At 67.1% G+C, this 25,105-nt stretch carries 23 protein-coding genes; 9 read left to right on the plus strand and 14 right to left on the minus strand.

Annotation, left to right across the window (positions count from 1 at the left end; translation table 11 throughout):
• Positions 1–18 precede the first annotated feature (18 nt).
• From JNG39_RS11100 to JNG39_RS11115, 4 genes are all read right to left on the minus strand, one after another.
• Positions 19–1,854: a hypothetical protein gene (locus JNG39_RS11100; protein ID WP_368311440.1), complete on the minus strand. Its 1,836-nt coding sequence runs from the start codon at positions 1,852–1,854 to the stop codon at positions 19–21.
• Between the two features lie 10 nt (positions 1,855–1,864).
• Positions 1,865–2,773 (minus strand): ABC transporter ATP-binding protein, encoded by a 909-nt coding sequence (locus tag JNG39_RS11105; protein WP_368311441.1) that lies wholly within the window; start codon positions 2,771–2,773, stop codon positions 1,865–1,867.
• Positions 2,774–2,795: 22 nt separating this feature from the next.
• On the minus strand, positions 2,796–3,203 hold the full coding sequence (locus JNG39_RS11110) for a GntR family transcriptional regulator (protein ID WP_368311442.1): 408 nt from the start codon (positions 3,201–3,203) through the stop codon (positions 2,796–2,798).
• Between the two features lie 161 nt (positions 3,204–3,364).
• Positions 3,365–5,272: an LTA synthase family protein gene (locus JNG39_RS11115; RefSeq protein WP_368311443.1), complete on the minus strand. Its 1,908-nt coding sequence runs from the start codon at positions 5,270–5,272 to the stop codon at positions 3,365–3,367.
• Between the two features lie 136 nt (positions 5,273–5,408).
• Between JNG39_RS11115 and JNG39_RS11120 the strand changes: the two genes are divergently transcribed.
• The 4 genes from JNG39_RS11120 (at position 5,409) to JNG39_RS11135 (ending at position 8,542) form a co-directional block, all read left to right on the plus strand.
• Positions 5,409–6,029, plus strand: a complete 621-nt coding sequence (locus JNG39_RS11120) for a YrbL family protein (RefSeq protein WP_368311444.1) — start codon at positions 5,409–5,411, stop codon at positions 6,027–6,029.
• A 206-nt stretch (positions 6,030–6,235) separates the two neighbouring features.
• Positions 6,236–6,862, plus strand: coding sequence for a hypothetical protein (locus JNG39_RS11125; protein WP_368311445.1), 627 nt, complete (start codon positions 6,236–6,238; stop codon positions 6,860–6,862).
• A 52-nt stretch (positions 6,863–6,914) separates the two neighbouring features.
• Positions 6,915–7,769, plus strand: a complete 855-nt coding sequence (locus JNG39_RS11130) for a cytochrome b/b6 domain-containing protein (protein ID WP_368311446.1) — start codon at positions 6,915–6,917, stop codon at positions 7,767–7,769.
• On the plus strand, positions 7,766–8,542 hold the full coding sequence (locus tag JNG39_RS11135; RefSeq protein ID WP_144911711.1) for a molybdopterin-binding protein: 777 nt from the start codon (positions 7,766–7,768) through the stop codon (positions 8,540–8,542). Before JNG39_RS11130 ends, JNG39_RS11135 begins: the two co-directional genes overlap by 4 nt.
• 18 nt (positions 8,543–8,560) lie before the next feature.
• Here JNG39_RS11135 and JNG39_RS11140 read toward each other — a convergent pair whose 3' ends face one another.
• Entirely contained in the window at positions 8,561–10,264 is a 1,704-nt protein-coding gene (locus JNG39_RS11140) for an ArnT family glycosyltransferase (RefSeq protein WP_368311447.1), read from the minus strand.
• A gap of 344 nt (positions 10,265–10,608) precedes the next feature.
• Here JNG39_RS11140 and JNG39_RS11145 point away from each other — a divergent pair, with 344 nt between their 5' ends.
• Genes JNG39_RS11145 through JNG39_RS11155 form a run of 3 tightly spaced genes read left to right on the plus strand, consistent with a single transcriptional unit; the run spans position 10,609 to position 14,681 of the window.
• Positions 10,609–11,154: an RNA polymerase sigma factor gene (locus JNG39_RS11145; RefSeq protein ID WP_368311448.1), complete on the plus strand. Its 546-nt coding sequence runs from the start codon at positions 10,609–10,611 to the stop codon at positions 11,152–11,154.
• A complete protein-coding gene (locus JNG39_RS11150; protein WP_368311449.1) occupies positions 11,151–12,167 on the plus strand; it encodes a FecR domain-containing protein in 1,017 nt (338 codons plus the stop codon). The genes JNG39_RS11145 and JNG39_RS11150 overlap by 4 nt, the downstream gene beginning before the upstream one ends.
• 27 nt (positions 12,168–12,194) lie before the next feature.
• Positions 12,195–14,681 carry a TonB-dependent siderophore receptor gene (locus JNG39_RS11155; protein ID WP_368311450.1) on the plus strand — a complete coding sequence of 829 codons (2,487 nt, stop codon included), beginning with the start codon at positions 12,195–12,197 and terminating at the stop codon, positions 14,679–14,681.
• Here the strand turns inward: JNG39_RS11155 and JNG39_RS11160 are convergent.
• The 6 genes from JNG39_RS11160 to cyoA form a co-directional block, all read right to left on the minus strand.
• Positions 14,678–15,601: a DUF535 family protein gene (locus JNG39_RS11160; protein ID WP_368311451.1), complete on the minus strand. Its 924-nt coding sequence runs from the start codon at positions 15,599–15,601 to the stop codon at positions 14,678–14,680. The genes JNG39_RS11155 and JNG39_RS11160 overlap by 4 nt on opposite strands.
• 142 nt (positions 15,602–15,743) lie before the next feature.
• The gene (locus JNG39_RS11165) at positions 15,744–16,523 is read right to left on the minus strand and encodes an SURF1 family protein (protein ID WP_368311452.1); all 780 of its coding nucleotides are present in this window, start codon (positions 16,521–16,523) and stop codon (positions 15,744–15,746) included.
• Positions 16,520–16,924, minus strand: a complete 405-nt coding sequence (cyoD, locus tag JNG39_RS11170; RefSeq protein WP_368311453.1) for a cytochrome o ubiquinol oxidase subunit IV — start codon at positions 16,922–16,924, stop codon at positions 16,520–16,522. Before cyoD ends, JNG39_RS11165 begins: the two co-directional genes overlap by 4 nt.
• A complete protein-coding gene (cyoC, locus tag JNG39_RS11175) occupies positions 16,921–17,496 on the minus strand; it encodes a cytochrome o ubiquinol oxidase subunit III (RefSeq protein WP_205118206.1) in 576 nt (191 codons plus the stop codon). Before cyoC ends, cyoD begins: the two co-directional genes overlap by 4 nt.
• 52 nt (positions 17,497–17,548) lie before the next feature.
• The gene (gene cyoB / locus JNG39_RS11180; RefSeq protein WP_368311924.1) at positions 17,549–19,522 is read right to left on the minus strand and encodes a cytochrome o ubiquinol oxidase subunit I; all 1,974 of its coding nucleotides are present in this window, start codon (positions 19,520–19,522) and stop codon (positions 17,549–17,551) included.
• A gap of 65 nt (positions 19,523–19,587) precedes the next feature.
• Positions 19,588–20,646, minus strand: coding sequence for a ubiquinol oxidase subunit II (gene cyoA / locus JNG39_RS11185; RefSeq protein WP_368311454.1), 1,059 nt, complete (start codon positions 20,644–20,646; stop codon positions 19,588–19,590).
• Between the two features lie 167 nt (positions 20,647–20,813).
• Here cyoA and JNG39_RS11190 point away from each other — a divergent pair, with 167 nt between their 5' ends.
• Complete coding sequence (locus JNG39_RS11190) at positions 20,814–22,172, plus strand: MFS transporter (RefSeq protein ID WP_368311455.1); 1,359 nt, start codon at positions 20,814–20,816, stop codon at positions 22,170–22,172.
• A 67-nt stretch (positions 22,173–22,239) separates the two neighbouring features.
• Positions 22,240–22,686: an Ada metal-binding domain-containing protein gene (locus JNG39_RS11195; protein WP_368311456.1), complete on the plus strand. Its 447-nt coding sequence runs from the start codon at positions 22,240–22,242 to the stop codon at positions 22,684–22,686.
• Here the strand turns inward: JNG39_RS11195 and JNG39_RS11200 are convergent.
• From JNG39_RS11200 to JNG39_RS11210, 3 genes are read right to left on the minus strand one after another with little or no spacing between them, the layout of a single operon-like run.
• The gene (locus tag JNG39_RS11200) at positions 22,668–23,654 is read right to left on the minus strand and encodes an NAD-dependent epimerase/dehydratase family protein (RefSeq protein ID WP_368311457.1); all 987 of its coding nucleotides are present in this window, start codon (positions 23,652–23,654) and stop codon (positions 22,668–22,670) included. The two genes, JNG39_RS11195 and JNG39_RS11200, sit on opposite strands and share 19 nt — an antisense overlap.
• Before the next feature lie 4 nt (positions 23,655–23,658).
• Positions 23,659–24,204, minus strand: a complete 546-nt coding sequence (locus JNG39_RS11205; protein ID WP_368311458.1) for a DUF2058 domain-containing protein — start codon at positions 24,202–24,204, stop codon at positions 23,659–23,661.
• 28 nt (positions 24,205–24,232) lie between these two features.
• The gene (locus tag JNG39_RS11210) at positions 24,233–24,832 is read right to left on the minus strand and encodes a hypothetical protein (RefSeq protein ID WP_368311459.1); all 600 of its coding nucleotides are present in this window, start codon (positions 24,830–24,832) and stop codon (positions 24,233–24,235) included.
• Positions 24,833–25,105 lie beyond the last annotated feature (273 nt).

A 25,105-nucleotide genomic window follows, 5' to 3' on the forward strand; every position in this document is an offset into this window, starting at 1 on the left:
GGTATCTCCGGTGGTCGATCAGGCGATGGCGGGGACGCTTGCGGTGTCGCGCTCGGCGGCGGGCACGATCAGCCCCAGGCTGACGACGGCGGGCGGTCCGATCAGTCCGCATGCCGCCGTCCAGGCGACGGCGGCGGGAAGGGACAGGCGGCGCCTGCGCACCATCCATGCGCCCGCCACCAGGCTCGCCAGCATTCCCATCGCCGCCCACAGCCGTACCTGCACGGGAACGGGCGGCGCATCGGTACGCTGGATCGGATCGGCACGGGCGAAGAGATGCGTGGCGACCTCGCGTACGACGTACAGCGCGGGAGAGGGCCACCAGCTCCGGTACCGGTGGAGCAAGGGATAGTCCGAGCCCATCGTGCGCGTGGCGACGGGAACGACCTTGCCCGCGTCGCTGACCCACAGCACCGTCTGGTAGGGCGCTACACCGCGCATGTCGGAGGCGTGCCAGGTAAACGTGAACGAGAGCAGGTAACCGTCGACCGCCTCCACCAGCTCGGCGCGAGTCAGGTCGCCCGGCGCGCCGGGTATCGCGATGCGCTGGCGAGGCGCGAGCAGGCCGTCGCCGTCGACGAGGTGGCGACCGTCGAAGACGTAGACCGCCTTGTCGCCCTGCGCCACCAGGCTGCCGCCGACGGACGTGATGCCGAGCAGGTATTCGCCCTCGGGTAGCGCGATGCGCGGCACGACGCGACGCACGGACGCGACGTAACGATAGAGCGTGTTCCCCGCGACGATCGTCATATCGCCATGCCCCATGCCCGGCAGCGGATCCGTCACCGTGGGAATCGCGGCAAACGCTTGGCCGTCGGCGCCGATCCCGAGCGTCCCCGCCGCGCGGCCGTCGGCCATGTTCCTTCCCTGGTAGCGCATGGCGGCATGGCTGAAGGTCCAGCGAACGCGTGCGTCGGCGTCGTCGAATTCGGCATCGACACCGTTGCTCATCGCCCCGCGCACGGGCAGGTCGACGAAGAGGCGGCCCATCGCATGGACCTCGGACAAGGCGACCTGTTCGCGCCACAACGGTGCGTCGGCGAGGGTGGCGCCCGCGAGCCCCGCCAGCATGCGCTCACGCGGCGCCATGCGCTCGGTTTCGGTGTATCCGCCGCGCGGCGGCGTCACCATGTTCGCCGGATGCGTGCCGAGCATGATCCAGAGCAGTTCGGCGAGAAACGCCAGCACGAGGATGCCGACATAGACGCCGACCTGCACCGGCAACGCCACGAGCACCGTGGAAAGGAAGCCGCGCGGCGGTGCGCCGAGATCCGGCCGGAAAGCGACCAGCACCATCGCGATGCCGCACGCGCAAGCCAGCAGTTGCACACCGATGGCACCGATGCCCGTGGCGTGCGCCGCACCGACCCAGCACAGCAGCACCAGCGCGCTCGCCGCATAACGCCGGTTGGCCAGCATGCCGTACGCGCCCGCAGCGTATCCGCATAGGGCAATCAGCCATCCGCCGAGGGGAAGCATCACGTGGCGTGGATCGACCACGCGTGCCGTGCCCCAAGCCTGCCAGGCCACGGTCGCCAGCGTCGGCAGGGCGACGGACACGGCCAGCCCCGCACCCGCCGTCGCGAGCAGCGCGATCGCGATGCGCCTGGGTGCCAAGGGGCGATGCAGGAGGTTGAGCCACTGGTTGGGCCTGCGCCAGGTGCCCATCTGGTGCAGCCCCAGCAGCAGCCCCGCGAGCGCATAGACGCCGGCGAAGAGGCGGTACACGTTGAGTGGCTGCTGCCCCAGGTCGACGAGACGGTTGAAGAACACCAGGACGAGGACGTGAGCGAGCGCACAGGCGAGAAACCACCAGCGGTAGCGCATCCATTCGGAACGGGCGATGTCGAGCATGTCTTTCTCCTCAGGCCGCGGTGGGCATCGCGTGGTGCTTGGCAAGAAAGCCGTTGACCGCGCGGTCGAGGCTCACCGGCATGGCATGCACGTCGCGCGCGCCGCAACTGCGCAGGAATTCCGCGAAGTCGTCGCCCTGGTCGAGTACGAGGTAGTGATGCAGTCCATCGATGCGCTGCGCCTCGAGAAGGCCTGGCACGAGCCGCGGATCGGGGCCGCGAAAGGGGATGTCCGCCACCCAGCAGGACACGCGGGCGCGGAAATCGTCGGGTGGCGACATGTTTCGCAGTGCGCCACGCTCCATGATGATGAGGTTGTCGGCCACCCGCTCGATTTCCTCCATCTGGTGCGAGCAGTACACCACCGTGCAATCGCGCGTGGCGTTGGAGTAGAGCAGCGTTTCCAGGAAGGCGCGCTTGGCGACCACGTCCAGGCCGAGCGTGGGCTCGTCGAATACGAGCAGTTCGGGCTGCTGCGCGAGCGTCAAGGCGAGGTTGAACCCCGCACGCTCGCCGCGCGACAGCTGCGAAACCTTCTGGCCGCCAAGCACGTTGTAGTGTCCGATGGTTTCGTCGAAGGCATCCTGGCTCCAGTGCCGGTACAGGCGCCGCTGCATGGCGGTGACCGCGTCGACCGTCATCCAGCCCGGCAAGGTGTGTTCCTCGTTGACGAAGCCGATGCGCTCGCGGTCGGCGGGCGTCAGCGAGCGGCAGTCGCGGCCGAGGATGAACGCCTCGCCCGACGTGGCCGGCATGAAGCCCAGGAGGATGCGAAACAACGTGGACTTGCCCGCGCCGTTCGCGCCGACGATGGCGTGGATGTTGCCGCGCTCGATGACGAGATCGAGGTGATCGATCGCCACCTTGCGGCCGTAACGCTTGCACAGCGCTCGGGTGCGGATGACCGGTTCGTCGTTCATGCGAATTCCCCCTTCCCCTTTTTCAGGCCGTTTTCTTCGCCAGGATCGCCAGCGCTTTTTCCAGGCGCCCGAGCGCCCGGTCGGGCGGGTAATCCAGTGCCACCACTTCGTGCACGAAGGCCTGCACGGCATCGTCCATGCGCCGGTCGCGCTCGACGCCGCTCCATCTCTGTCGCGGCTCGGCAACGTAGAGCCCCAGCCCCTGCCGCGACTCCAGCCAGCCTTCGGCGGTGAGTTCGGCGTAGGCCTTGGCGACCGTGTTCGGGTTGATGGTGAGCTGCTGGGCCAGGCCCCGGACGCTGGGCAGTTGCGCCCCCGGGCGAAGCTCCCCGGTGGCGATGCGCATGCGTACGGCGTCGACGATCTGCCGGCCGATGGGGCGGGAATCGCCCGTGGCGATCTGGATGGGCAATGCCTGGGTACGGGCCATCTTGGTGCACCATGTGTACTAGTTCATGCAGTACAGCATGGGTGCACGGAACGGGTCAACCGTGACTGATGGGTGGAGATACCGCCCGGCCTGCCTTCGCCGATACGATCGGCTCCCACCCCTTCGGTAGTCAGTCCGCTACCGAAGGGGTTGCGAAGGCCTTACCGGGTGGCCGTTTCCTTCGGCGCCAACCGATAGCGCTGCTTGCCGTAGGCCCAGCTCGGCCACAGCGCATGCGCCAGCACGGTCTTTTCCAGCTGCGGGTCGACCGCCTCCGGCTCCAGCTTCTCGCCGTCCACGACGTAGCGATACTGCGTGGCCGGCTGGTTGGGACGCAGCACGACGAGCGTGTCGTCCTTCAGATAGCCGTAGTTGTCGCCGTACTGCATGATCGCGCGGTCGGGATAGCGCTTGGTGAGGTCCGCGCCGAGCATCGGATGCTCGCTGCTGATGCCGATGAGCGAGAGCAAGGTGGGCGCAAGGTCGACCTGGCTGACGATGTGGTCGTCTTTCTTCACCGGCACGCCCGCGCCGAGGATCAACGCCGGAATGTGGAAATGTCGCACCGGCACCAGGCTCGCGCCGAACACGCGCGCATCGTGGTCGGCCACGATGAGGAACACGGTGTGGTTCCAGTACGGCGATTGTTTCGCCTTCTCGAAGAAGCGGCCGATGGACCAGTCGGCGTAGCGCACGGCATTGGCGTTGCTCGCCGGATCACCCTGCGGCTGGATGCGACCGGCGGGGTATTCCCACGGCGTGTGGTTGGATACCGAGAAGGCGACGGTCAACGTGGGCTTGTCGCCGTCGTCGAGCAACCGCTGGTGCAGTTCCTTGAACATGTCTTCGTCGGAGGCGCCCCACGAGCCCACGAAGCCCGGCTTGGTTTCGAAATTGGCGCTGTCGACCACTTCGTTGAAACCATTGCCGTAGAAGAACGAACGCATGTTGTCGAAATGCGCCTCGCCGCCGTAGAGGAAGCGCGTGTGGTAGCCGAAGGTGTCGAGCAACGCGCCGAGCGTGAAGAAATCGCGCTGGCTGCGCGGCAGCTTCAGCACGGCTTCGGCGGGGGTGGGCAGGAAGCCGGTGGTGACCGCCTCCAGGCCGCGCGCCGAGCGCGTGCCCGTGGCGTAGGTGCGGGTGAGCCACCAGCCGTCGTGCGAGAGCTTGTCCAGCTCGGGCGTGTAACCCGCGCCGCCGAGGCTTCCGACGAACTGCGCGCCGAGGCTTTCCTCGAGGATGATCACGAGATTGAGCGGCTTGTCGCCCTGGCGGGTGGCCTCCTGCCTGTGCAGGCTCGGATACCGCGGATCGAGCGGCTGGCCGTCGAGGCCCGCCGTCGCTCGCACGATGTCGTTCATCTCGGTCTCGTCCAGCTTGCCGTACACCGCCGAGGCCGACCGCTCGTTACCCAGCGCAATGGCCGCGTTGAGCACGTTATAGAGCGAGTTCAGAGGCAGGGTGTTGACCATCGCGTCGTTGGTGAAGGCCACCTGCGACGCGTTGAGCGGGCGGTGCTGCAAGGTGCCGCGGCCGGCCAGGAACAGCACGGCGAAGGTGAGCGCGGTAACCACCGGCCGCCACACGAAGCGCATGGGACGACGGTCCGGCGAGCGCGTGGGCAACAGGCGGAAACCGATCCAGCCGATCAGCACGAGCGCCACGAGACCGGCGCCCACCGAGAGCTTGTAGCCGTGCCAGAGCATGGCGGCCACTTCGTTCGGGCTGGTGAGGTACTCGAAATACAGGCGATTGGGGCGCGTGTCGTATTCGACGATGAACTGGGGCGTGGACACCTCCAACAGCGCGAACAGCAACCACCACACGCGGTACCACCATGCGGCGATGCGCGTGGGCCACGCGCGATGGCCGAGCCAGGGCGAGAGCAGCGCCGGCAGGGCCACCACCATCGCCACCAGCGAAAGATCGATGCGCCAGCCGCCGAACAGTACCGGCCAGAGGCCGCCGGCATCGTGGACGCGCGACCATTGCCACAGCGAAAGGCCGAGGCGTGACAGCGTGAGGAAAACCAGGACGGCGGCGAGGAAACGCCATGTAAGCTTGCGCAAGGCTCGAATCCGGCAGGTGGGCGCGGTGGCCACCGCGCGGATTGGGAAAAATCCCATGGTACGGGCTCGTGACTCTACACTCCATGCCCTGTCAGCAACTTACGGCAGCCTTTCGGGCGCCTCACGAGGATCGACGATGTTCAGACTGGCCCAGGCCGAACCGATCGCCACGGGACACGTGCGCGAGGTTTACCAGCACCCGGACGATCCGGATCTGCTGATCAAGGTCATTTCCACCGCGTCCATCGCCGAGCGCTGGGACAACGGCCCCTGGATTCGCCGCCTCGCCCGCAGCGGCCCCTATAAGGATTTCGTGCGCGAATTCCGTGAATACGTCACCAGCATCCACAAGGGCGACTACGCCACCTCGCCGCTGGCCCGCGTGGTGGGCATCGAGATGACCGACATCGGCCTGGGACAGGTGGTGGAAAAGGTGCGCACGCAAGACGGACGGCTCGCCCCCACCCTGCACGCCTGGGTGCAGGCCGAGGGGTTCACCGACCGCACGCAGGCCGCGCTGGAGGAGTTCTACGCCCGCTTGCTGGCCCACGACGTGATCGCGGCCGACCTGCACGCGTGGAACGTGGTCTACGGCGAGGATTCGCGCGGCGGCCCGCGGCTGATCATGATCGATGGCTTCGGCGAGAAGAACCTGATCCCGCACTGCTCGATGAGCCGTTCGCACAATGCGTCGCGCACGAAGAAAAAGTACGAACGCATGCTGGCGCGTACACGGGCCGAGGCGCCCAAGCGCTAACCGTACGAACGCCGCCCGGCGGGGGCCTATCCGTCACCGTCCCGAGGCGCGCCTTCCGATGCGCCAGGGTAGCCGCGCCTGACCTGTTGACTCTACCTACTAGTCGGTAGAAGATACGGTCCGTGGCCATACGCCGCACGTGTTTCGACCTTCCCCCGATAGACCCGTCGGGCCGGCTCCCCCGCCGTCCCACCAAGGAGATCCGCATGCACATCCACCGTTCCAGGTTTCTCGCCCTTTGCGTCACCACCGCCCTGCTTCTCGTCGGCGCTTCCACGGCATCTGCCGCCGGCGCTGCCGACAAGGTGCGCGTGCGCGGCACCGTCACCTCGCTCTCGGGTAATCAGCTCCAGGTACAGTCGCGTGAAGGCAAGCCCGTCACCGTGACGCTGAAGGACGGCTGGAAGATTTCCGCCGTGGCCAAGGCGCAAGTCAGCGACATCAAGACCGGCGACTACGTGGGCATCGCTTCGCTGCCGAAGTCGGAAGGCGGTGACGGCGCGCTCGAGGTGCTGATCCTGCCGCCGCAGCTCAAGGGCCTGGGCGAGGGCAGCTACGGTTGGGATCTCAAGCCCAACAGCACCATGACCAACGCGACCGTGGGCGACCTGGTGAAGTCGGTCGACGGCAGCACGGTCACGATGACCTATCAGGGCAAGGAAAAGAAGATCTCGGTGCCCAACGGCACGCCGGTGGTGACGCTGGCGCCGGCCACCCCGGCCGACCTCACGCCGGGCGCGGTGGTGTTCATCTCGGCCGACAAGAACGCCGACGGCAGCGTGGTCACCGGCCAGGTGGTCGTGGGCAAGAACGGCGTCGTTCCCCCCATGTAACATCCAACGCACGGGCCGGCCGTCCGGCTGGCCCGTGCAGGAGGACCGCCGCATGTCCGCTTCCGTCCCGACCGACGCCGTGGCACCACCGACACGCCGCTACCTGCGGCGGCACTCGCTGACGGTGCGCATCACCCACTGGCTCAACGTGCTGTGCCTGTCGTGCCTGCTGCTCAGCGGCCTGCAGATCTTCAACGCCCACCCTCGCCTGTACTGGGGCAAGTTCGGCGCCGACCCCGACCACGCGTTCCTGTCGATCGGCAGCACGAGTACGGGGAACGAGCTGCACGGTTATCTCCAGCTCGGCAGCCTGCGCATCGAGACCACCGGCGTGCTCGGCGTGTCCGGCGAAGACGGCACCCCGACCGCCCGCGCCTTTCCCACCTGGCTTACGGTGCCGTCGTATCACGACCTCGGCGCGGGACGTCATTGGCACTTCTTCTTCGCCTGGCTGCTGGTGACCAACGGCCTGGTCTATCTCGTCCATGGCGTCTTGCGCCGCCATTTTCGCCGCGACCTCCTGCCCGACCGCGATCAGTTGGCCCCACGCCACCTGTGGCGCGAGATACGCGACCATGCGCGCCTGCGTTTCGCCCATGGCGCGGAAGCGCGTCGTTACAACGCCTTGCAGAAGATCAGCTACCTGGCGGTCATCTTCGTGCTGATTCCACTCATGGTGCTGACCGGCCTGACCATGTCACCGGGACTCGATGCCGCGTTCCCGTTTCTTCCCGGCCTGTTCGGCGGACGGCCGTCCGCGCGGTCGCTGCATTTCATCACCGCGACGCTGCTGGTGGCGTTCGTGGTGGTCCACGTGGTCATGGTGCTGGTATCGGGCGTGTGGAACAACCTGCGTTCGATGGTGACCGGCCGTTACGCCATTGATGATGAAGGAACCGAATCGTGAGCCTCGATCCGTCGCGTCGACGTTTTCTCCGCGGCATCGCCCTGGGCACAGGAGCCCTCGCCCTCGCCGGCTGCGACCGCATCACGGAGAGCGCAAGCGGTGACGCCGTGCTGGGTCAGACCGAGAAGCTGACCCTGGGCGCCCAACGGTTGCTGCAAGGTCGGCACGCGCTCGCTCCCGAATACACCGAGGCCGATCTCTCGCCGGTGTTTCGCGCGAACGGCTCGCAGATGCCCGACTCGGACGAGTACGCCCAGCTCCTCGAACACGGTTTCGCCGACTGGCGGCTACAGGTCGACGGGCTGGTGCAACGGCCGCAGCGGCTGTCGCTGGCGGAACTCAAGCGCTTTCCCTCGCGCACGCAGATCACCCGCCACGATTGCGTGGAGGGATGGAGCGCGATCGGAAAGTGGCAAGGTGTCCCGCTGAAACACGTGCTGGACGTCGCGGGCCTGAAGCCGGGCGCACGCTTCGTCGTGTTCCATTGCGCCGACGAGCTGGAAAAGACACTCGACGGTAGCGGGCGTTACTACGAAAGCATCGACCTGGTGGACGCCTACCATCCGCAGACGATCCTTGCCTATGGCATGAACGGCAAGGACCTGCCCGTCGCGCACGGCGCGCCCTTGCGCCTGCGCGTGGAACGCCAACTGGGCTACAAGCAGGCCAAGTACCTCATGCGCATCGAAGTGGTCGACAGTTACGCCGCGCTCTTCGGCGGCGAGGGCGGGTACTGGGAAGACCGCGGTTACGAGTGGTACGCCGGTATCTGACCTTCCGGCGTCCCGCGATCAGTCGGTCGAACGGGCCGACACTGGCGCATCCACGCAACCGGCACGGAAGGCGTCACCGGGAAGCAACGACATGCTCATGCGATTGGCATTGCCCAGGTGCCGCACCTTCCCGTCGATCACGCAGCGGTCGATCGCCTGGTCGTTGATGAGAATCCAGCGGTGCGCGGGATCGGCCGCCTGCCATGCGCGTGCGTCGCGCAGCTGCTCGGTAGCGTCGCGCGCGAAACCGAATTCGGCCACCGGGCGGCGTGCCTGCAGGAGGATTTCCTCGCGCCAGGACACCAGCCCCAGTTGGCCGTCCGGGCCGATGGCCTCGTCGGCCTCGGTCATCAGCTGGCTCGTCGACTGGTTGCCGTCGAGCAGGGGATAACTGCCCAGCGGCCAGATGATCCAGCCCAGCGCGATGCCGCCCAGCAGCGCGGCTACGCCACGACGTGGCCGGAAGATCCCTGCCGAAACGAGGAAACCGGCACCGACCAGGGCCACGCAGATCCACAGCGCGGCGCCGTGGTCCGGCAACTCATACCCTTCGGCGAGGCGCCGCGCGATCTTCGGCGCGGTCTTCCATGCCCACAGCCCCGCCCCGCCGAACACCGCCGCACACGCGATCGCCAGCCAGAACCCGAGCCGCTGCAGCCAGCGGGTCTTCAGCAGTTCGCCGACGTAGGGCGCCATCGCCAGCGCGACCATCGGCAGCGCGGGCACCAGGTAGATCTCGCGCTTGCCGCGCGGAATGGAGAAGAACACCAGCACCAGTACGAACCAGAGCAGCGGCATCCACACGCGCGGATCGCGCAGGCGCCAGGCGTCGCGCCAACGCGGCACGATGAAGACGGCGAGGATCCACGTGGGTATCCACGTGCGCAGGATCACCAGAAGGAAGAACCAGGGCTTCTCCTCGTGCATCCACGAGTTCGCGTAGCGATCGGCGGTCTGGTGGAAGAGGATGTCCTGCACGTAGGCGAGGTATTCCGGCGTGCCCTTGCCGTAGGCCGTGGCCAGCATCGGCACCAGCCACAGCGCGATGGCGAGAAGGAAGGCCAGCGCACCACCGGCCCAGCGCCAGCCGTCGCCCTGCGTGAGCGTGACGCCCGGCCAGCGGCGCATGCGCATTCCCACGTAGGGCAGCAGCATCAGCAGGGCGATGACGCCCACGCCCTTGGTGATCACCCCCAGGCCGGCCGCGAAGCAGCCCAGCCAGTACATGCGCCAGTTCGGCCCGCGCAGGCAATGGACGAGGATGCCGGCGTTGCCCAGGGTGATCCAGAACAGGTTCAGCGGGTCGATCTGCGCGTGCTTGACCACTTCGACGAACTGCATCGACGCCAGCACGATGGCGGCGGCGTACAGGCCGGTGCGGGCATCCCACAGGCGGCGGCCGAGGTACCACAGCACCGCGAGCGTGCCCAGGCCCGAGAACAGCGAGGTGAGCAGGAACGCGCCGCGCCAGCCGCCGGTGAGCCACATCCAGAAGGCTTCGGTCCACATCAGCACCGGCGGCTTGTCGGCGTAGAGTTCCATGCCGCGGTGGGGGAACAGCCACTGGCCGGATTCGAGCATCTGCCGGGCCACCAGCGCGAAACGGGGCTCGTCGGGCGGCCACGGGCCACGCATGCCGATGCCGGCGGCCAGCACCACCAGGGCGATGAGCATGAACCAGCCGAATTCGCGGCGAGAAGAACGTTCGTCGTGGGAGAGCATGCAGGCCGTGGCTGGTCGGGTCTGCCACCATGCTAGCGGACACCCCTGTCGAGACCCTTACAAACTCCTTATCGATTTTCGGCAAGGTGGGCGTGGAAGGACGTCGTCCGTCCCGACACGAGCGATCGGGCGCCAAGCCCCCGCGGATCACCATGAGGTTTATCTTAAACGTCGCACCTCCCAACCGCCCATGCGACGTGGCGATTTCAATTTTCGCCGGCTCGCACGTCTAGGGGTTTCGCCGGTGCGGAAATCGGCGTTCGTTCCTGCCCGTACGGGCGCCGATTTCCCACCGTGCGAACCTCTTAGAATCACCCAGCCCCATGAACGCGGTCAGGCAAACCATGGATCCAACCGAGCCGGCGGGTCCGTCGGCCAGCGACACGCGGGCGACCCAGGTCGTGGCCCTGTTTCGCGAACACAATGCGGCACTCGTGGCCTTCCTCCGGGCCCGGCTGAACTCGCTCGCCGACGCCCAGGAAGTGGCGCAGGAGGTCTACCTGAAGCTGCTGACCCTGGGGCCTGGCACGGCCATCGACTCGCCGCGCGCCTTCCTGTTCCGCGCCGCGGCCAACCTGGCGGTCGACAAGCTGCGCATGCGCAACGTGCGTGCCGCGGCACCGGTCGATCCCGAACACGACGACTGGCACGTCACGCCGATCCCGGAGCAGCACGCCTCGGCGGTGGAGCAATGGCGCGACCTGCGCGAAGCGCTGGACGAACTGCCGGCGAAAACCAGCCGGGCCTTCGTGATGCACGTGATCGACGGGCGGGATTTCGCCTCGATCGCCCGCGACATGAACCTCAGCGAGCGCATGGTGCGCTACCACGTCGGCAATGCCCTGGCGCATTGCCGCGAACGCCGCGACCGTGCGGAGAGTCCCCGATGAACACCCTTTCTTCCGGTCCTGACCGGCACATCGACCATACGGCGGCGGACTGGTGGGCGCGACTTCGCGACCCCGCCCTGCCCGAGCAGGCCTGGCTCCAGTGGAGCGACTGGCTCGAGGCCGATCCGCGCCATGCCCCGGCCTTCGACCGGGTCGCCGCGCTCGCCGAGAGCCTGGGCACCATGGGTGCCGCCGAGCGCAGCGCCTTCGTCGCCCGTTTTTCCCCGGCCCCTCGCGCCCGTGCGCAGCGGCCTCGGCTGGCGTTCGGCATCGCGGCCGGCGTGGCGGTGGCCGTCGCGGCCGCCGGGCTGTTCCTCGCCTGGCGCAGCCCGTCCGCCCAGGCTCCCCGCCAGTACGCGAGCGCACTGGGCGGCCACCGCGATATTTCCCTGCCCGACGGTTCCAGCATCGAGCTGGGCGGCGCCAGTTCGGTGACCGCCCATTACGGCCGGGAGGTCCGCGCCGTCGACCTCGACGCCGGCGAGGCTTTCTTCCGCGTGGCACACGCCGAGCGACCGTTCGTGGTCAACGCCGGTCCGCTGCGTATTCGTGACCTGGGCACGGCGTTCAACGTGCGCCGTACCGGCGACCGGGTGACCGTGACGGTCACCGAGGGGCGCGTACGCGTGTCCCCGGCGCAGGAGGGCGGCGACCTCGGCCCGGTCGAACTGGGCGCCGGGCGCCAGGTGTCGTTCGATCCCGCGACCCAGGCCATGCGGATCCTCGACGTGAACCCGGACAGCGCCCTGGCCTGGCGCGGCAACCGGCTGGAATTCGTGAACGAGCCGCTGGATTCGGTGCTGGCCAACGTCAGCCGCTACAGCAAGCGACCGATTCGGCTGGCCGATCCCGACCTGGGCAAGCTGACGTTTACCGGCACGGTCCAGGTCGATACCATCGACAGTTGGGTTGCCGCGCTTCCCCGCGTGTTTCCCGTGAGGGTGGAGTCTCACGCCGACCGGCTCGAGCTCGCCCACCAGACTTCGACCACGCGGAGTGCCAAGCCGCGCTGAAACACATTCCGTTTGGGGCCGTCAGTCTTGCAGTACTCGGTTCGCGGGCGTCGGCGCATCACCACCGGCGCATTCGCGCTGGTTCTCGCGCTGCCCGCGGGCGCGGCGAACGGGCCGGCACCTGACCCCGCCGTCGGCGTGCCGGGCGCGGCGATCTCCTTCGCTATCGCTCCCCAGCCCCTGGCCACGGCCTTGCTCGCCTGGGGCAAGCAGACCAACGTGCAGGTGCTCACCGCGTCGGGCTCGATCGCCAACTGGCGTTCGAGCGGTGCCCAGGGCGTGCTGACGCCGAACGCCGCGCTCGACGAATTGCTCGAAGGCACCGACCTCGAACGCGAGTCGTACGATCCGCATACGGTGGTGGTGCGCCAGAAGCAGAAGCAGGGCGACGCCACCCCGCTGGACCCCGACGTGACCCTCGATACCGGAAGCGTGGTGCCGCTGGCGACGGTCGACGTGCGCGGGCTGATCACCGACGGTGGGTTCAAGACCGATACCACCCGCTCGGCGACACGCACCGACACCTCGCTGGCCGACGTGCCGCAGTCGGTCAGCGTGGTCAATCGCGAGGTCATCGAATCGCAGCAGGCCGTCGCGCTGGGCGACGTGGCGCGCTACGTCGCCGGCGTGCAGTACGTCGACGGTTACGGCAGCTCGCCGCTCTTTCTCATCCGCGGCTTCGACGCCGGCCACGGCATGACCGACGGGATGCCCAACGGCGTCGCGCGCACGGAAGACCTTCCCCCGCTGATCGGCATCGAGCGCGTGGAAGTGCTGCGCGGACCGGAAGCGATCCTCGGCGACACCTCGCAGAACAACAATTTCGGCGGCTCCATCAACGTGGTGATGAAGCGCCCGCAGGCGGACACAGTGCGCCAGCTCACCTACTCCGTGGGCGAATACGACGGCGCTCGGTTAGGCATCGACCTGGCCGGTAGCGCGTCACGGGACGGCCGGGTCACGTATCGCCTCGTGGCCGCCGGACAGCGTGGCGCCAGGACGCCGCAGGGCGACGGTGGCGGGCGCGGCAGCTACCTCGCGCCGTCTCTGGCCTGGAGCGACGGCGTTACCCGAGTCATGGGAGGGTGGGAATTCGTCGACAACCGTATCCCCGGGCCGGAGCACACCGTGCTGCTCGGTCCTTCGCTGTCGTCGGCCTCGCCTTATCGCGACCTGCCCGATACGCCCAGCGACGTGGCCTCGTTCCGTACCACGCGCGCGGTGTTCGAGGTGGACCACGCCTTCGCGGACGACTGGACCTTCCATAGCCGAGGTCAATACGTTCGCCAGCGCAGCGACGGACGCAACTGGTCGTACGACGCCAATCCCCTCTTCGGCATGCTCTCGCCCGTGGCCCGCCGCTTTCGCTATTCGGCCGACTACTGGACCTGGCAGAACGACCTCTCGGCGCGCTTCCGCCATGGCGACGTCACCCACGATGTGCTGCTGGGCGTGGATCTGGCCCGCACGCACTCGGGCGACAGCGGCGCCTCCAACGTCCAGCAGGACGACATCAGTGAAACGACCCAGGGCGGCGACTCCTTCGTGATCACCCGCCCAGTGGCCTTCGACCTGCGCACCGGCGAAGACCTCAGCCTGAATGCGGGCTTCGCCAGCCTGAAGTCGCTGGCGTCGGGCGGTACCAAGGTGCAGCCACTGGCCGGTTCATGGCAGACCAACTCCGGTATCTACCTGCAGGACCAGATCGCCATCGGCGATCGCTGGAACGTGCTGGCCGCGATGCGTCGCACCGACTATCGCCTTCAGACGCGCTATGCGGACGGCGGCCCGCGCCGGGTGGATAAATCGCGCTGGATTCCGAAGCTCGGCGTCGTCTACAAGCTCACCCCGGACGTGTCGCTCTACGCCGACACCTCCACCGGCTTCCAGCCGAATCCGCTGTTGGGCAAGGATGGACAGCCCTTGCCGGCGGCCACCTCACGCCAGGTGGAAGTGGGCGGCAAGTTCGACCTCTTCGACCAGCGCGCCCGCCTGACCGCCGCGCTCTACCGCATCCGCGTCGACCACAGCGTCAGCCTGGTCTCGCCCGAACCGCCGTTCTTCGCCACCCCCGGGCCGGGCCAGACCAATCGCGGCCTCGAGGTGGAATTCGCCGGTCGCGTGGCACCCAACCTCGACGTGCTCGCCAGCCTCACCGAGACGCGCATCCGCAATCACGACGACACGCGCGCCACCGGCGCGCCCCGGCACCAGGCCGCGGCCTGGGCGAGCTACCGTTTCGGCAACGGCGCGTCGAAGCCGTGGGGCGTGGCCGCCGGCATCCTCGCGCGCAGCCGCAGCCTCGGCCGGACCAGCACCGATGGCCAGTACTTCGGCATCCCGGGCCAGGCCAGCGTGGAAGCGAACGTATCGCGCTATGGGGAGAACTGGCGCGTCACCCTGGGGGTTAAAAACCTGCTGGATCGCACGCTCTATGCGGTGAACTTCGACGAGACCTTCGTACCGATCCGGCAGGGCCGCGTGGTGCTGCTCACGGGCAGCTACGATTTCTAGGCCTGCCGCGCGAAGGCGCGCAGCGTGACCTCGCAGGCCTCCCGCCTGAACGCTTCCACGTGGGCGCGGCCCTGCACCAGGGGCAGGCAGGGGATCTCGTAAAAGCCGTCGTCTCCTGGCGTACCGCCATGACGACGCCAGAACGGATCGTGGGCGGTCGACGCGCCATCCGCACGGCGCTCGACGGGCCGCGCGTCGTCCGAGACGCCGCGAATGCGCTCGATGCCATAGTAGGTGGCCAGTGCGCGGACCACGGACAACAGCAGGTCGCGCGGCCGCATTCCGCCGCTGGCACGGGTGAAACCGGCCATCGCGCCGCGTCCCAGGTAGGCCCAGGAACCTCGTACCGCGCCGATGAGCAGCCCCTCCGCGCCGGCGAAGGTGATCGCGCAGGACGACACCACTTCCTTGTCGCCGTTGAGCAGATACAGGCCCAGCTCACCGCTGCGCTCGTCCTCGGGGGCGCGCGCATGGAGGTACGCCATCCGTCCCTCGCCCAGCGGCAAGGTGGCCAGGCGCACGTCATGGCCTTTGAGCAGGCGATCGCGCAGGCGTTCGGGAAATTCGCGGTTGATGAAGCGGTAATGCGCCTCGACGATCCGGCCACGGGTTGCCGGATCGAGCCCTCGTGAGATGTAGTGCGAGCGCCAGCGCTCGTAAAGACGGGGATTGAACTCCGCCGCCGCCCGCACGTCACGCGACGCCGCAATCAATCGCAGCCACGCGGCCTGCCGCGGCCAGCCCGACAAGCTACCCAGCAGGTAACGCAGGCGGCTTTCGGGCAACGGCTGGCGTCGGCGGAGCGCGGCGCGACGGCGCAGGTGCTCCAGCATGAGCCGGAAACCATTCTGTCCGGAAGGCTGGCTCCAGCCCAGGGGCAGATCGTGCAAGGCGCGGGGGGCGTGATAGCGGGACTGCATATCCCTTAGACGTCCCAGGCCCCGGGAATTGAAACGGCGTTTGCTCGGTAGGAGCCGATTTATCGGCGATTCCTAACAATGTCGTGACGTGCGATCGCCGCTGAAGCGGCTCCTACCGAGCAGGAGGATGCCACTTGGGGGCTCAGCGTCCGCGCTTGCGCCCCTCGTCGCGCCAGACGATCCACGCCCCCACCAGGGTCAACCCGGCCAGGGCATACCACGTGATGGCGTATTGAAGGTGGTTGTCGGGGAAGGCGATCACCGTGAGCCCGCCCACCGGGCCATCGCCGCCGTCGCCCCCGGCGGGCGAAGAAGCCGCGTCGGCGTCGATGAAATAAGGGGCCGTGTCGCCCAGGCCCTTGGCTTTCGCGATGGCGGCGACGTCGCGCGAGAACCAACGATCGGCCGCCGGCTGGTTGTCCTGCAGGAAGGCGCCCTTGGGTTCGCTGATACGCAACAGCCCCGTTACCGTGGTGTCGCCAGACGGGCCCAGCAGGCAATCGGCCTTGCCCGCGCACCACGTGGGCGAAACGAAACCGCGGTTGACGATCACCACCTCGCCGTTCGCCCGGCGCATGGGCGTGAGCAGCCACGAGCCCAGGCCCAGCTCGGTGCTGGCGCGCACGCGCACGCTCTTGTCCTCGAGGAAGGTGCCGCTGAGCTTCACGCGACGGTATTCGTCGTTGGCGGCATCGACCCGCGGCCATTGGCCGCGACCGGGCGCGTCCACCGGTTCGGCATGCACGCGCGCATCGACACGCGCGATGAGCTCGTGCTTCCACGCGCGACGGTGCACCTGCCATGTGCCCAGGGCGACGAAGCCCGCGAACAGCACCACGCCGAACAGCGCCAGCAGGCCCAGAACGAAGACGCCGCGCGATCGGCGCGGCGTCTTCGCGTCATGGGAGGCCGGTGCGCTCAAGGCAGGTTCTTCACCTGCTGGGTCATGTCGTGCGTCATGCCCGGCATCATGTTGGCGTTGAGGTGGTACATCACCCAGATCGAGCCGGACAGCGTGATCACCACCAGCACCAGCGTGAAGATCAGCGCCAGCATGTTCCAGCCGCCCTGCGCCTTGGTGTCCATGTGCAGGAAGTAGATCATGTGCACGACGATCTGGATGGCGCCGAAGATGAGCAGCACCACCGCCAGCGTCTGTGCGTTGGGGATGACCTTGCCCATCACCAGCCAGAACGGAATGGCCGTGAGCACCACCGCCAGGAAGAAACCCGTCATGTACCCCTTGAGGGTGCTGTGCGGCGCGTCGTCCTCGTGATGACCGTGATCGTCGTGGTGATCGTGCGAATCGACGTGCGTGCTCACTGCAGCACTCCCATCAGGTAAACGAAGGTGAAGACGCCGATCCACACGACGTCGAGGAAATGCCAGAACATCGACAGGCACATGATGCGGCGCTTGTTGGCCGGCGTGAGGCCGAGCTTGCCCACCTGGAACAGCAGCGTGATGAGCCAGATGATGCCGAAGGTGACGTGCAGGCCGTGGGTGCCCACCAGCGTGAAGAACGACGACAGGAACGCGCTGCGCTGCGGGCCCGCGCCCTCGTGGATGAGGTGGGCGAACTCGTAGAGCTCGATGCCGAGGAACGCCGCGCCGAACAGGCCGGTGACGATGAGCCAGGCCATCATCGTGCCCTTGCGGTTCTTCTGCATCTCCAGCACGGCGAAGCCGTAGGTGATGGAAGACAGCAGCAGCATGCTGGTGTTGACGGCGACCAGCGGCAGCTCGAAGAGATCGGCACCCGAGGGGCCACCCGCGTAGCTGCGGCCGAGCACGCCGTAGGTGGCGAACAGGCAGGCGAAGATGAGGCAGTCGCTCATCAGGTAGATCCAGAACCCGAGCAACGTGCCGTTGGCCGGGTGATGGTCTTCCTTCATCCAGAACTGGAGCTTGGAGTCCGCGGTGCCCGCGGAAGACGTGGCATGCATATCAGACATGGGCGGCGAGCTCTTCCGTACGGGCGGTCTCGGTGCGTTCGACCACGTCCGCCGGGATGTAGTAGTCACGCTTGTAGTTGAACGTATGGCCGATGGCCGTCACCAGCAGGCCCAGGAAGGCGAGACCCGCCACGAGGAACATGTGCCAGATCATGGCGAAGCCCAGCACGAAGGCGAAGCCCGCGATGATGATGCCCGCGCCCGTGTTCTTGGGCATGTGGATCGGCAGGTAACCCTCGGTGCGACGCTCGGCGTGGTGATCCTTCATCTGCGCCCAGGCGTCGAGGTCGTGCACCACCGGGGTGAAGGCGAAGTTGTAGACCGGCGGCGGCGAGGAGGTGGACCACTCCAGCGTGCGGCCGCCCCACGGATCGCCGCTGACGTCGCGCAGTTGCTCGCGACGCTTCCAGCTGACGAACAGCTGCATCAGGAACGAGCCGATGCCCAGCGCGATGAGGACGGCACCGAACGCGGCGATCTGGAACCAAATCTGCAGCGAGGGATCCTCGAAGTGGTTCATGCGGCGCGTGACGCCCATGAAGCCCAGCACGTACAGCGGCATGAAGGCCACGTAGAACCCGATGAACCAGAACCAGAACGAGCACTTGCCCCAGAACGGATCGAGCTTGTAACCGAAGGCCTTGGGGAACCAGTAGTTGATGGCGGCGAACACGCCGAACACCACGCCGCCGATGATCACGTTGTGGAAGTGCGCGATCAGGAACAGGCTGTTGTGCAGCAGGAAGTCGGCCGGGGGCACCGCGAGCATCACGCCGGTCATGCCGCCGATGACGAAGGTGATCATGAAACCGATCGTCCACAGCATCGGCACTTCGAACTTGATGCGGCCACGATACATCGTGAACAGCCAGTTGAAGATCTTCGCGCCCGTCGGGATCGAGATGATCATCGTGGTGATGCCGAAGAACGAGTTGACGCTCGCGCCCGAACCCATGGTGAAGAAGTGGTGCAGCCACACCAGGTACGACAGCACGGTGATCACCACGGTGGCGTACACCATCGAGGCGTAGCCGAACAGGCGCTTGCGGCTGTAGGTGGGCACGATCTCGGAGAAGGCACCGAACAGCGGCAGGATCAGGATGTAGACCTCGGGATGGCCCCAGATCCAGATCAGGTTCACGTACATCATCGGGTTGCCGCCGAAGTCGTTCGTGAAGAAGTTGGTGCCCGCGTAGCGGTCGAGCGAGAGCAGCACCAGCACTGCGGTGAGCACCGGGAAGGCGGCGACGATCAGCACGTTGGTGCAGAGCGAGGTCCAGGTGAACACGGGCATCCGCATCATGGTCATGCCCGGCGCGCGCATCTTGACGATGGTGGCGATCAGGTTGATGCCCGACAACGTGGTGCCCACGCCGGCCACCTGTAGCGACCATATGTAGTAGTCGACGCCTACGTCGGGGCTCTGCGCGAGGCCGGACAGCGGCGGATAGGCCAGCCAGCCGGTACGCGCGAATTCACCGACGAACAGCGACGCCATCACCAGCATCGCGCCGGACACGGTCATCCAGAAGCTGAAGTTGTTGAGGAACGGGAACGCCACGTCGCGCGCGCCGATCTGCAGCGGCACCACGTAGTTCATCAGGCCCGTGACCAGCGGCATCGCCACGAAGAAGATCATGATCACGCCGTGGGCGGTGAAGATCTGGTCGTAGTGGTGCGGCGGCAGGAAGCCGGGGTTGCCGTTGAAGGCGATGGCCTGCTGGGCGCGCATCATCAGCGCGTCGGCGAAGCCGCGCAGCAGCATCACGATGCCCAGCACCATGTACATGATGCCGATCTTCTTGTGATCGATGCTGGTGAACCACTCCTTCCAGAGGTAGCCCCACAGCTTCGCCTTGGTGATGAGACCCAGGACGGCGATGCCGCCGATGGCGACCATGGCGAAGGTGCCGATGAGAATCGGCTCGTGATAAGGGATCGCCTCCAGGGAGAGGCGGCCGAAGATCAGTTTTACTAGATCGGGCGTGTTCATTACCGGGCTCGGCTAGGCTTGAATTCGATGGGGCGCGCTCAGCGCGAGCGCCCGGCAGGGGCGGCCGCCACGTCGGCGTCGCGGGTCAGGCAGAGCGCGCCGACGTAGCGCTTCTCGGCCTCGGTGAGGCCCAGGCGCGAACGGAGGCCGACGCTGGAGGCGAGGTTGTAGGCGCCGACGATGCCCTGGCCGCCCTGCTTGTCGAGCGCCATCATGTCGCTCTGGCACATGCGGTTGGACTCGACGCAGCGGTTGAGGATGGCGTTGTACAGACCCTTGCTGACGCTGGCGTAATAGCGCACCGGCTCGCGCTCGCTGGGCTGCTCGAGCTTGAGGTAATCGTCGCGGCCCAGCTCGGCGCCGCTGGCGCGGGCCTTGGCCACCCAGCCGTCGAAATCGGCGTTGGACAGGCTGTGGAAGCGGAAGGTCATGTCGGAGAAGCCGGCACCGCTGTAATTGGCCGACAGGCCGGCGAAATCGCCGGTTTTGTTCATCACCGCATGCAGCTGCGTCTCCATGCCCGGCATCGCGTAGATCATGCCGGCCAGCGAGGGCACGAAGAAGGCGTTCATCACGTTGGAGGCCGTGATGTGGAATTCGATGGGACGATCGACCGGGGCGGCCATCTCGTTGACCGTGGCGATGCCCTGTTCCGGATAGAGGAACAGCCACTTCCAGTCGAGGGCCACCACCTCCACCACCAGGGGCTTGGTGCCGGCGGCGACCGACCGCGACGCGTCGAGCTGGTCGATGGGGCGGTAGGGGTCGAGCTTGTGGGTGCTCGTCCAGGTGATCGCGCCCAGGGCGATGATGATCATCAGCGGGGCCGACCAGACGATCAGCTCCAGCACGGTGGAGTGGTTCCAGTCCGGGTCGTACTCCCCGTGGGCGGCCTTGTTCGACTCCCGGTACTTCCAGGCGAAGAGCAGGGTCAGCGCGATGACCGGGATGATGATGATCAACATCAGCACCACGGAGATGGCGATAAGGTCGCGCTGCTGGCGGGCGATGTCGCCGGATGGCGAGAGCAGCACGGCATCGCAGCCCGACAAGAGCAGGGCCAGGGCGGGGATCAGCAATCCGCGCAACAGCTTCATGGACATTCGCATGATGGGAGTAGATCGTGGGGACACAAAAAGGTACGCCGTTCCACCTGTCACGGCCATAGGACACATTGTCCCATGCCCCATGCGGGGAGGGGGAATCCTTCCCGCCCGATCTTCGCTATGCTGTCCCCAACGCCATGAAACAGGGTAGTAACACGATGTCAAGCCTTTCACATGCCCATCACGTGGATCCCGGCGTCCAGGCCCAGAAGGACCTGGCTCACCACCATGGCGGCGCCGCCCATGCGGCGGTCGCTCCCGGCGAGATCGCCGTGGGCGTGGTCATCGGCCGCGCCTCGGAATATTTCGACTTCTTCACCTACGGCATCGCCTCGGTGCTTGTGTTCCCGTCGGTGTTCTTTCCGTTCCTGAGCCAGCTGGACGGCATCCTGCTGGCTTTCGCCATCTTCTCGCTGGCCTTCATCGCCCGGCCCATCGGCACCACGCTGTTCATGGCGATCCAGCGCCATTGGAGCCGTAGCACCAAGCTCACGGCCTCGCTGTTCCTGCTGGGCACCTCGACGGTATGCATCGCCTTCCTGCCGACCAACACGTCCGGCGGGTACGGGGTCATCGTCGTGCTGGCGGTGCTGCGCTTCATCCAGGGCATCGCCCTGGGCGGCTCCTGGGACGGCCTGCCCTCCCTGCTGGCGCTGAACGCCCCCAAGGGCCGCCGCGGCTGGTACTCGATGCTGGGCCAGCTCGGCGCGCCGATGGGCTTCCTGATCGCCGGCGCCCTGTTCCTCTTCCTGAACACCCAGCTGTCGCGCGAGGATTTCCTCGGCTGGGGCTGGCGCTACCCGTTCTTCGTGGCCTTCGCCATCAACGTGGTGGCCCTCTTCGCCCGCCTGCGCCTGGTGGTGACCGAGGAATACACCCAGCTGCTGGAAGAGCGCGAGCTGGAGCCCATCGGCACCATCGAGATGTTCCAGGCCCAGGGCTACAACCTGTTCATCGGCGCCTTCGCCGCCCTGGCCAGCTACGCGCTGTTCCACATCGTGACGGTGTTCCCCCTCTCCTGGATCGCCCTGTCGCGCTCGCAGGACATCAATAACGTGTTGATCGTGCAGCTGGTGGGCGCGTGCGTGGCGATCCTGGCCACGGTGGCCTCGGGCGTCATCGCGGACAAGATCGGTCGCCGCAACACCCTGGGCACCATGGCCGTGCTGATCGGCCTGTTCGCCATCGCCTCGCCGTTCCTGCTCGACGGCGGCAAGGTGGCGCAGGATCTGTTCCTGGTGATCGGTTTCGCCCTGCTCGGCCTGTCCTACGGCCAGGCGGCCGGCACGGTCACGGCCAATTTCGCCCGCCGCTACCGTTACACCGGCGCCGCCCTCACCACCGACTTCGCCTGGCTGTTCGGCGCGGCCTTCGCCCCGCTGGTGGCCCTGGGCCTGTCGGAGCGGTTCGGTCTCGTCGCGGTGAGCGGTTACCTGCTGTCGGGCGTGGTCTGCACCCTGGTGGCCCTGCGCATCAACAAGGCGCTGGAGACCGAGCGGCCCAAACCGGCCGCCTGACGACGGCGCGGGGATCGGACAACGTTCCGATCCCCGCCGCCCCGACCTCGTCGGGTACCCTGTACCCATGCTTTTCGATCCGCCCGACCACGACACCCTTTACCGTGCCCTGCTCGACCGCGACCCGGCCTACGACGGGCTCATCTATGCGGGCATGACCGGCACCGGCACATTCTGCCGACTCACCTGCCCGGCTCCGAAACCCACCCTGGAAAACGTGCGCTTCCACGATTCGGTGGCCGCCTGCTTCGAGGCCGGCTTCCGGCCCTGCCTGCGTTGCCGGCCCCTGGAGCCCTTCGGCCAGCGCGAGCCCATGGTGTCCGCCCTGCTGCGCCGACTCGAGGATGAGCCGGCGCGGATCTGGTCCGAAGACGACCTCATGGCCCTGGGTTACGAGCCCTCGACGGTACGCCGCACCTTCAAGCGCCACCTGGGACTGGGCTTCCTCGAGATGGCGCGACTGAGGCACGCGGCTAGTCGCCGTGGCGTCGCGGATCAATCCGCGACGGGATAAGGTCCTTCGACGAATACCTCGTCGTGGTAGCCCTTCCTGCCGACGGACAGGGCTTCTTCGCTACGGAAGTCCTTCCCTTCGCGCAGGCAATCCAGCACGAAGGCGAAATCGCGCGTCGGCTTCCAGCCCAGGTCACGGACGGCACGGGCACTGTCGTAGACACGATCGATCGACGGCAGGAGTTTCCAGCCACGCGCGGCATAAAGCGCATCGACGCCGGGAAAATACCTGCGCACGACCGCGGCGGCGTCGAGGCGCAAGTCGGCGACGTCGCCACGCCCGAAAGGCGTTGGCGCCGATACGATGTACCGGCCGAAGCGCATCGTGGGCGCGCGTCCGACGGCGAGCAGGTGCGCATCGACCATGTCTGCGATGTCCGCGCGACGATAGAGCAGCTCATTGGCCTGCATGTTGAGCGTGTCGTACCCCGCGCGCACGGTGGCATTGTCGTCGTCTTCGGGAAAGAAACGCGAGGTGCGCAATACCAGTACGGGCAGGCGTTCGTTGCGTGCGACCAGTTCGCACAATCCCTCGGCGGCGATCTTGGTGGCGCCGTAGATGTTCTTCGGCACGGGCTGCACGGTTTCGTCGATCCATGCGGCCGGTTCGCCTTGCGCGGGCGAGAGTGCCGCGCCGAACGCGCTGGTGGTGCTGGTGAACACGAACGAGCGCACGCCATGTGCGACCGCGGCCTCGAGCAAGGCCAGCGTGCCGGCCACGTTGGTGTCCACGAACTGGCGCTTGCCGTGCGTGGCGACGTGCGGCTTGTGCAAGGTGGCGCAGTGGATCACCGCGTTCGCGCCGGACATCGCGTCGCGAACGAATCCCTCGTCGGCGATGGAGCCCACCACGTCGGTGAACGGCGAGGGTTTGATATCCAGTCCCCTCGCATCGCGGCCTTCGGCACGCAAGCGACGAACGATCGCTTCGCCGAGGTGGCCCGCGCTGCCGGTGACGAGGATCGTCACGGCATCACCAGGTGAGATCGTCGGGTACCACGAACTGCTTGTAGTACTCGTCATCGTCGTCGCCCGGAGGCGGCGGATCGCCCTCTACGCGACCGTGGTCGAGCGCGATCAGTTCCGGCGCCCTGAGGTGGATCTTGTCCGCCGCCGCGCGCGGCACCAGCTCGAACCCTTCGCCGTGGCGAACGATGGCCAGCGTGCCCGCGGCGAGCTGGGTGCGCTGCCCGTCGTCGACCAGCACACTGGAGATGCGGTCGCCGTCGGTGAAACGGTAAGCGATGTCGCCGTGGCGCTTGAGCCGGGACGACTCGACGATCTGGCGTACCTGGGCCCGGATCTCTCTCGCCCGGGCCTCGGCATTCCGTTCGGCGGCCAGCGCCCGGTCGCGCTCGGCGCGTTCCGCCTGCAGGCGCTGCGCGTCGACCTTTTCCTCGGCCGGAGCAGCCGGCGCCTTGCCCTGGCGCTGCTTCGCCTGGTCTCGCACGACCTTGGCCACTTTGTCTTTCTTGACCAGCCCGGCCTTGAGGAGTTGTTCCTGCAGGGGATTACGCATGGCGGACATCTGATAGCGGGAAAGCGCCCTAGTCTAGCGCGGCATCGCCACCGCGCACGCCCAGGCGCTCCAGTTCGGCCACCAGCTCGCCCGCCAACGTCTGACCGGGAAAGCCCCTGGCATCGACCGTGTAACGCAGGACGCCCCTCGCCAACGGGGCGCCGCCGCTCGTGGCTTCCAATCGCCATTGCAGCGTTCCCACGGTGACGCCGGTGGGACGGTCGGTCGCCAGCCGCGCCGGGAACAGCACCAGCCGATGGCCCTCGCGTTCCGCCGGGAGGGCCAGCAAGGCTCTCTCGGGAAGCACGCCATCCACATGCCGCACGATGCCGTCGTCGCGAAGGCGTACTTCCACGGGCAGGTCATCCCGCCGCACCATCCCGGAGACGTCGAGGGGCACCGCATCGAAGCGGGATGCGCGCAGGCGACGGGCCAGCGTACCGGCAAACGTCGCGGCATCCTTCCGAAGACGCGCATCCGCCGCCGGATGCAGCGGCAAGAGGGACACCACGTCGATGCGTCTCACCGGCGTATCGACACCGCCCTCGCGCGTGCCGATGCCCGTCACGGGAGAGCATCCTCCGGCCAATGCCGCCAGCAGGACGATGCCGCCCATTCGATGATTCATAGATATTCCACCATTAAACGTAGATTGCGGGAAAACCGACCGCCCCTTACGCCGACCCCGGTCTGCCTGAGGCGGGCGTGAAACGTGTACTGCTGCCCACTGCCCAGGGCGGACAGCGACAGCGGCGACGCCGGGGCAATGTTCTGGAAGTTGGACGTACCCAGTTGCATCGCGACCTGCGCCGGTCCTCCAGGAAGCGAGAACCACTCCGGATTCGACGATGCGCCGTCGCCCTTCACGCCAAAGGTGAACCGTGCGATGAGCCCCGACGGA

Source organism: Luteibacter sp. CQ10, assembly GCF_040900725.1.
Lineage (GTDB): Bacteria > Pseudomonadota > Gammaproteobacteria > Xanthomonadales > Rhodanobacteraceae > Luteibacter.

Coding starts and splice junctions, on each gene's coding strand:
- JNG39_RS11105 (WP_368311441.1), bottom strand. CDS start 2,773: ATGAACGACGAACCGGTCATCCGCACCCGAGCGCTGTGCAAGCGTTAC.
- JNG39_RS11195 (WP_368311456.1), top strand. CDS start 22,240: ATGCTTTTCGATCCGCCCGACCACGACACCCTTTACCGTGCCCTGCTC.
- JNG39_RS11210 (WP_368311459.1), bottom strand. CDS start 24,832: ATGAATCATCGAATGGGCGGCATCGTCCTGCTGGCGGCATTGGCCGGA.
- JNG39_RS11125 (WP_368311445.1), top strand. CDS start 6,236: ATGCACATCCACCGTTCCAGGTTTCTCGCCCTTTGCGTCACCACCGCC.
- JNG39_RS11130 (WP_368311446.1), top strand. CDS start 6,915: ATGTCCGCTTCCGTCCCGACCGACGCCGTGGCACCACCGACACGCCGC.
- JNG39_RS11205 (WP_368311458.1), bottom strand. CDS start 24,204: ATGCGTAATCCCCTGCAGGAACAACTCCTCAAGGCCGGGCTGGTCAAG.
- JNG39_RS11140 (WP_368311447.1), bottom strand. CDS start 10,264: ATGCTCTCCCACGACGAACGTTCTTCTCGCCGCGAATTCGGCTGGTTC.
- JNG39_RS11150 (WP_368311449.1), top strand. CDS start 11,151: ATGAACACCCTTTCTTCCGGTCCTGACCGGCACATCGACCATACGGCG.
- JNG39_RS11145 (WP_368311448.1), top strand. CDS start 10,609: ATGGATCCAACCGAGCCGGCGGGTCCGTCGGCCAGCGACACGCGGGCG.
- JNG39_RS11190 (WP_368311455.1), top strand. CDS start 20,814: ATGTCAAGCCTTTCACATGCCCATCACGTGGATCCCGGCGTCCAGGCC.
- cyoA (WP_368311454.1), bottom strand. CDS start 20,646: ATGAAGCTGTTGCGCGGATTGCTGATCCCCGCCCTGGCCCTGCTCTTG.
- JNG39_RS11120 (WP_368311444.1), top strand. CDS start 5,409: ATGTTCAGACTGGCCCAGGCCGAACCGATCGCCACGGGACACGTGCGC.
- JNG39_RS11100 (WP_368311440.1), bottom strand. CDS start 1,854: ATGCTCGACATCGCCCGTTCCGAATGGATGCGCTACCGCTGGTGGTTT.
- cyoC (WP_205118206.1), bottom strand. CDS start 17,496: ATGAAGGAAGACCATCACCCGGCCAACGGCACGTTGCTCGGGTTCTGG.
- JNG39_RS11160 (WP_368311451.1), bottom strand. CDS start 15,601: ATGCAGTCCCGCTATCACGCCCCCCGCGCCTTGCACGATCTGCCCCTG.
- JNG39_RS11110 (WP_368311442.1), bottom strand. CDS start 3,203: ATGGCCCGTACCCAGGCATTGCCCATCCAGATCGCCACGGGCGATTCC.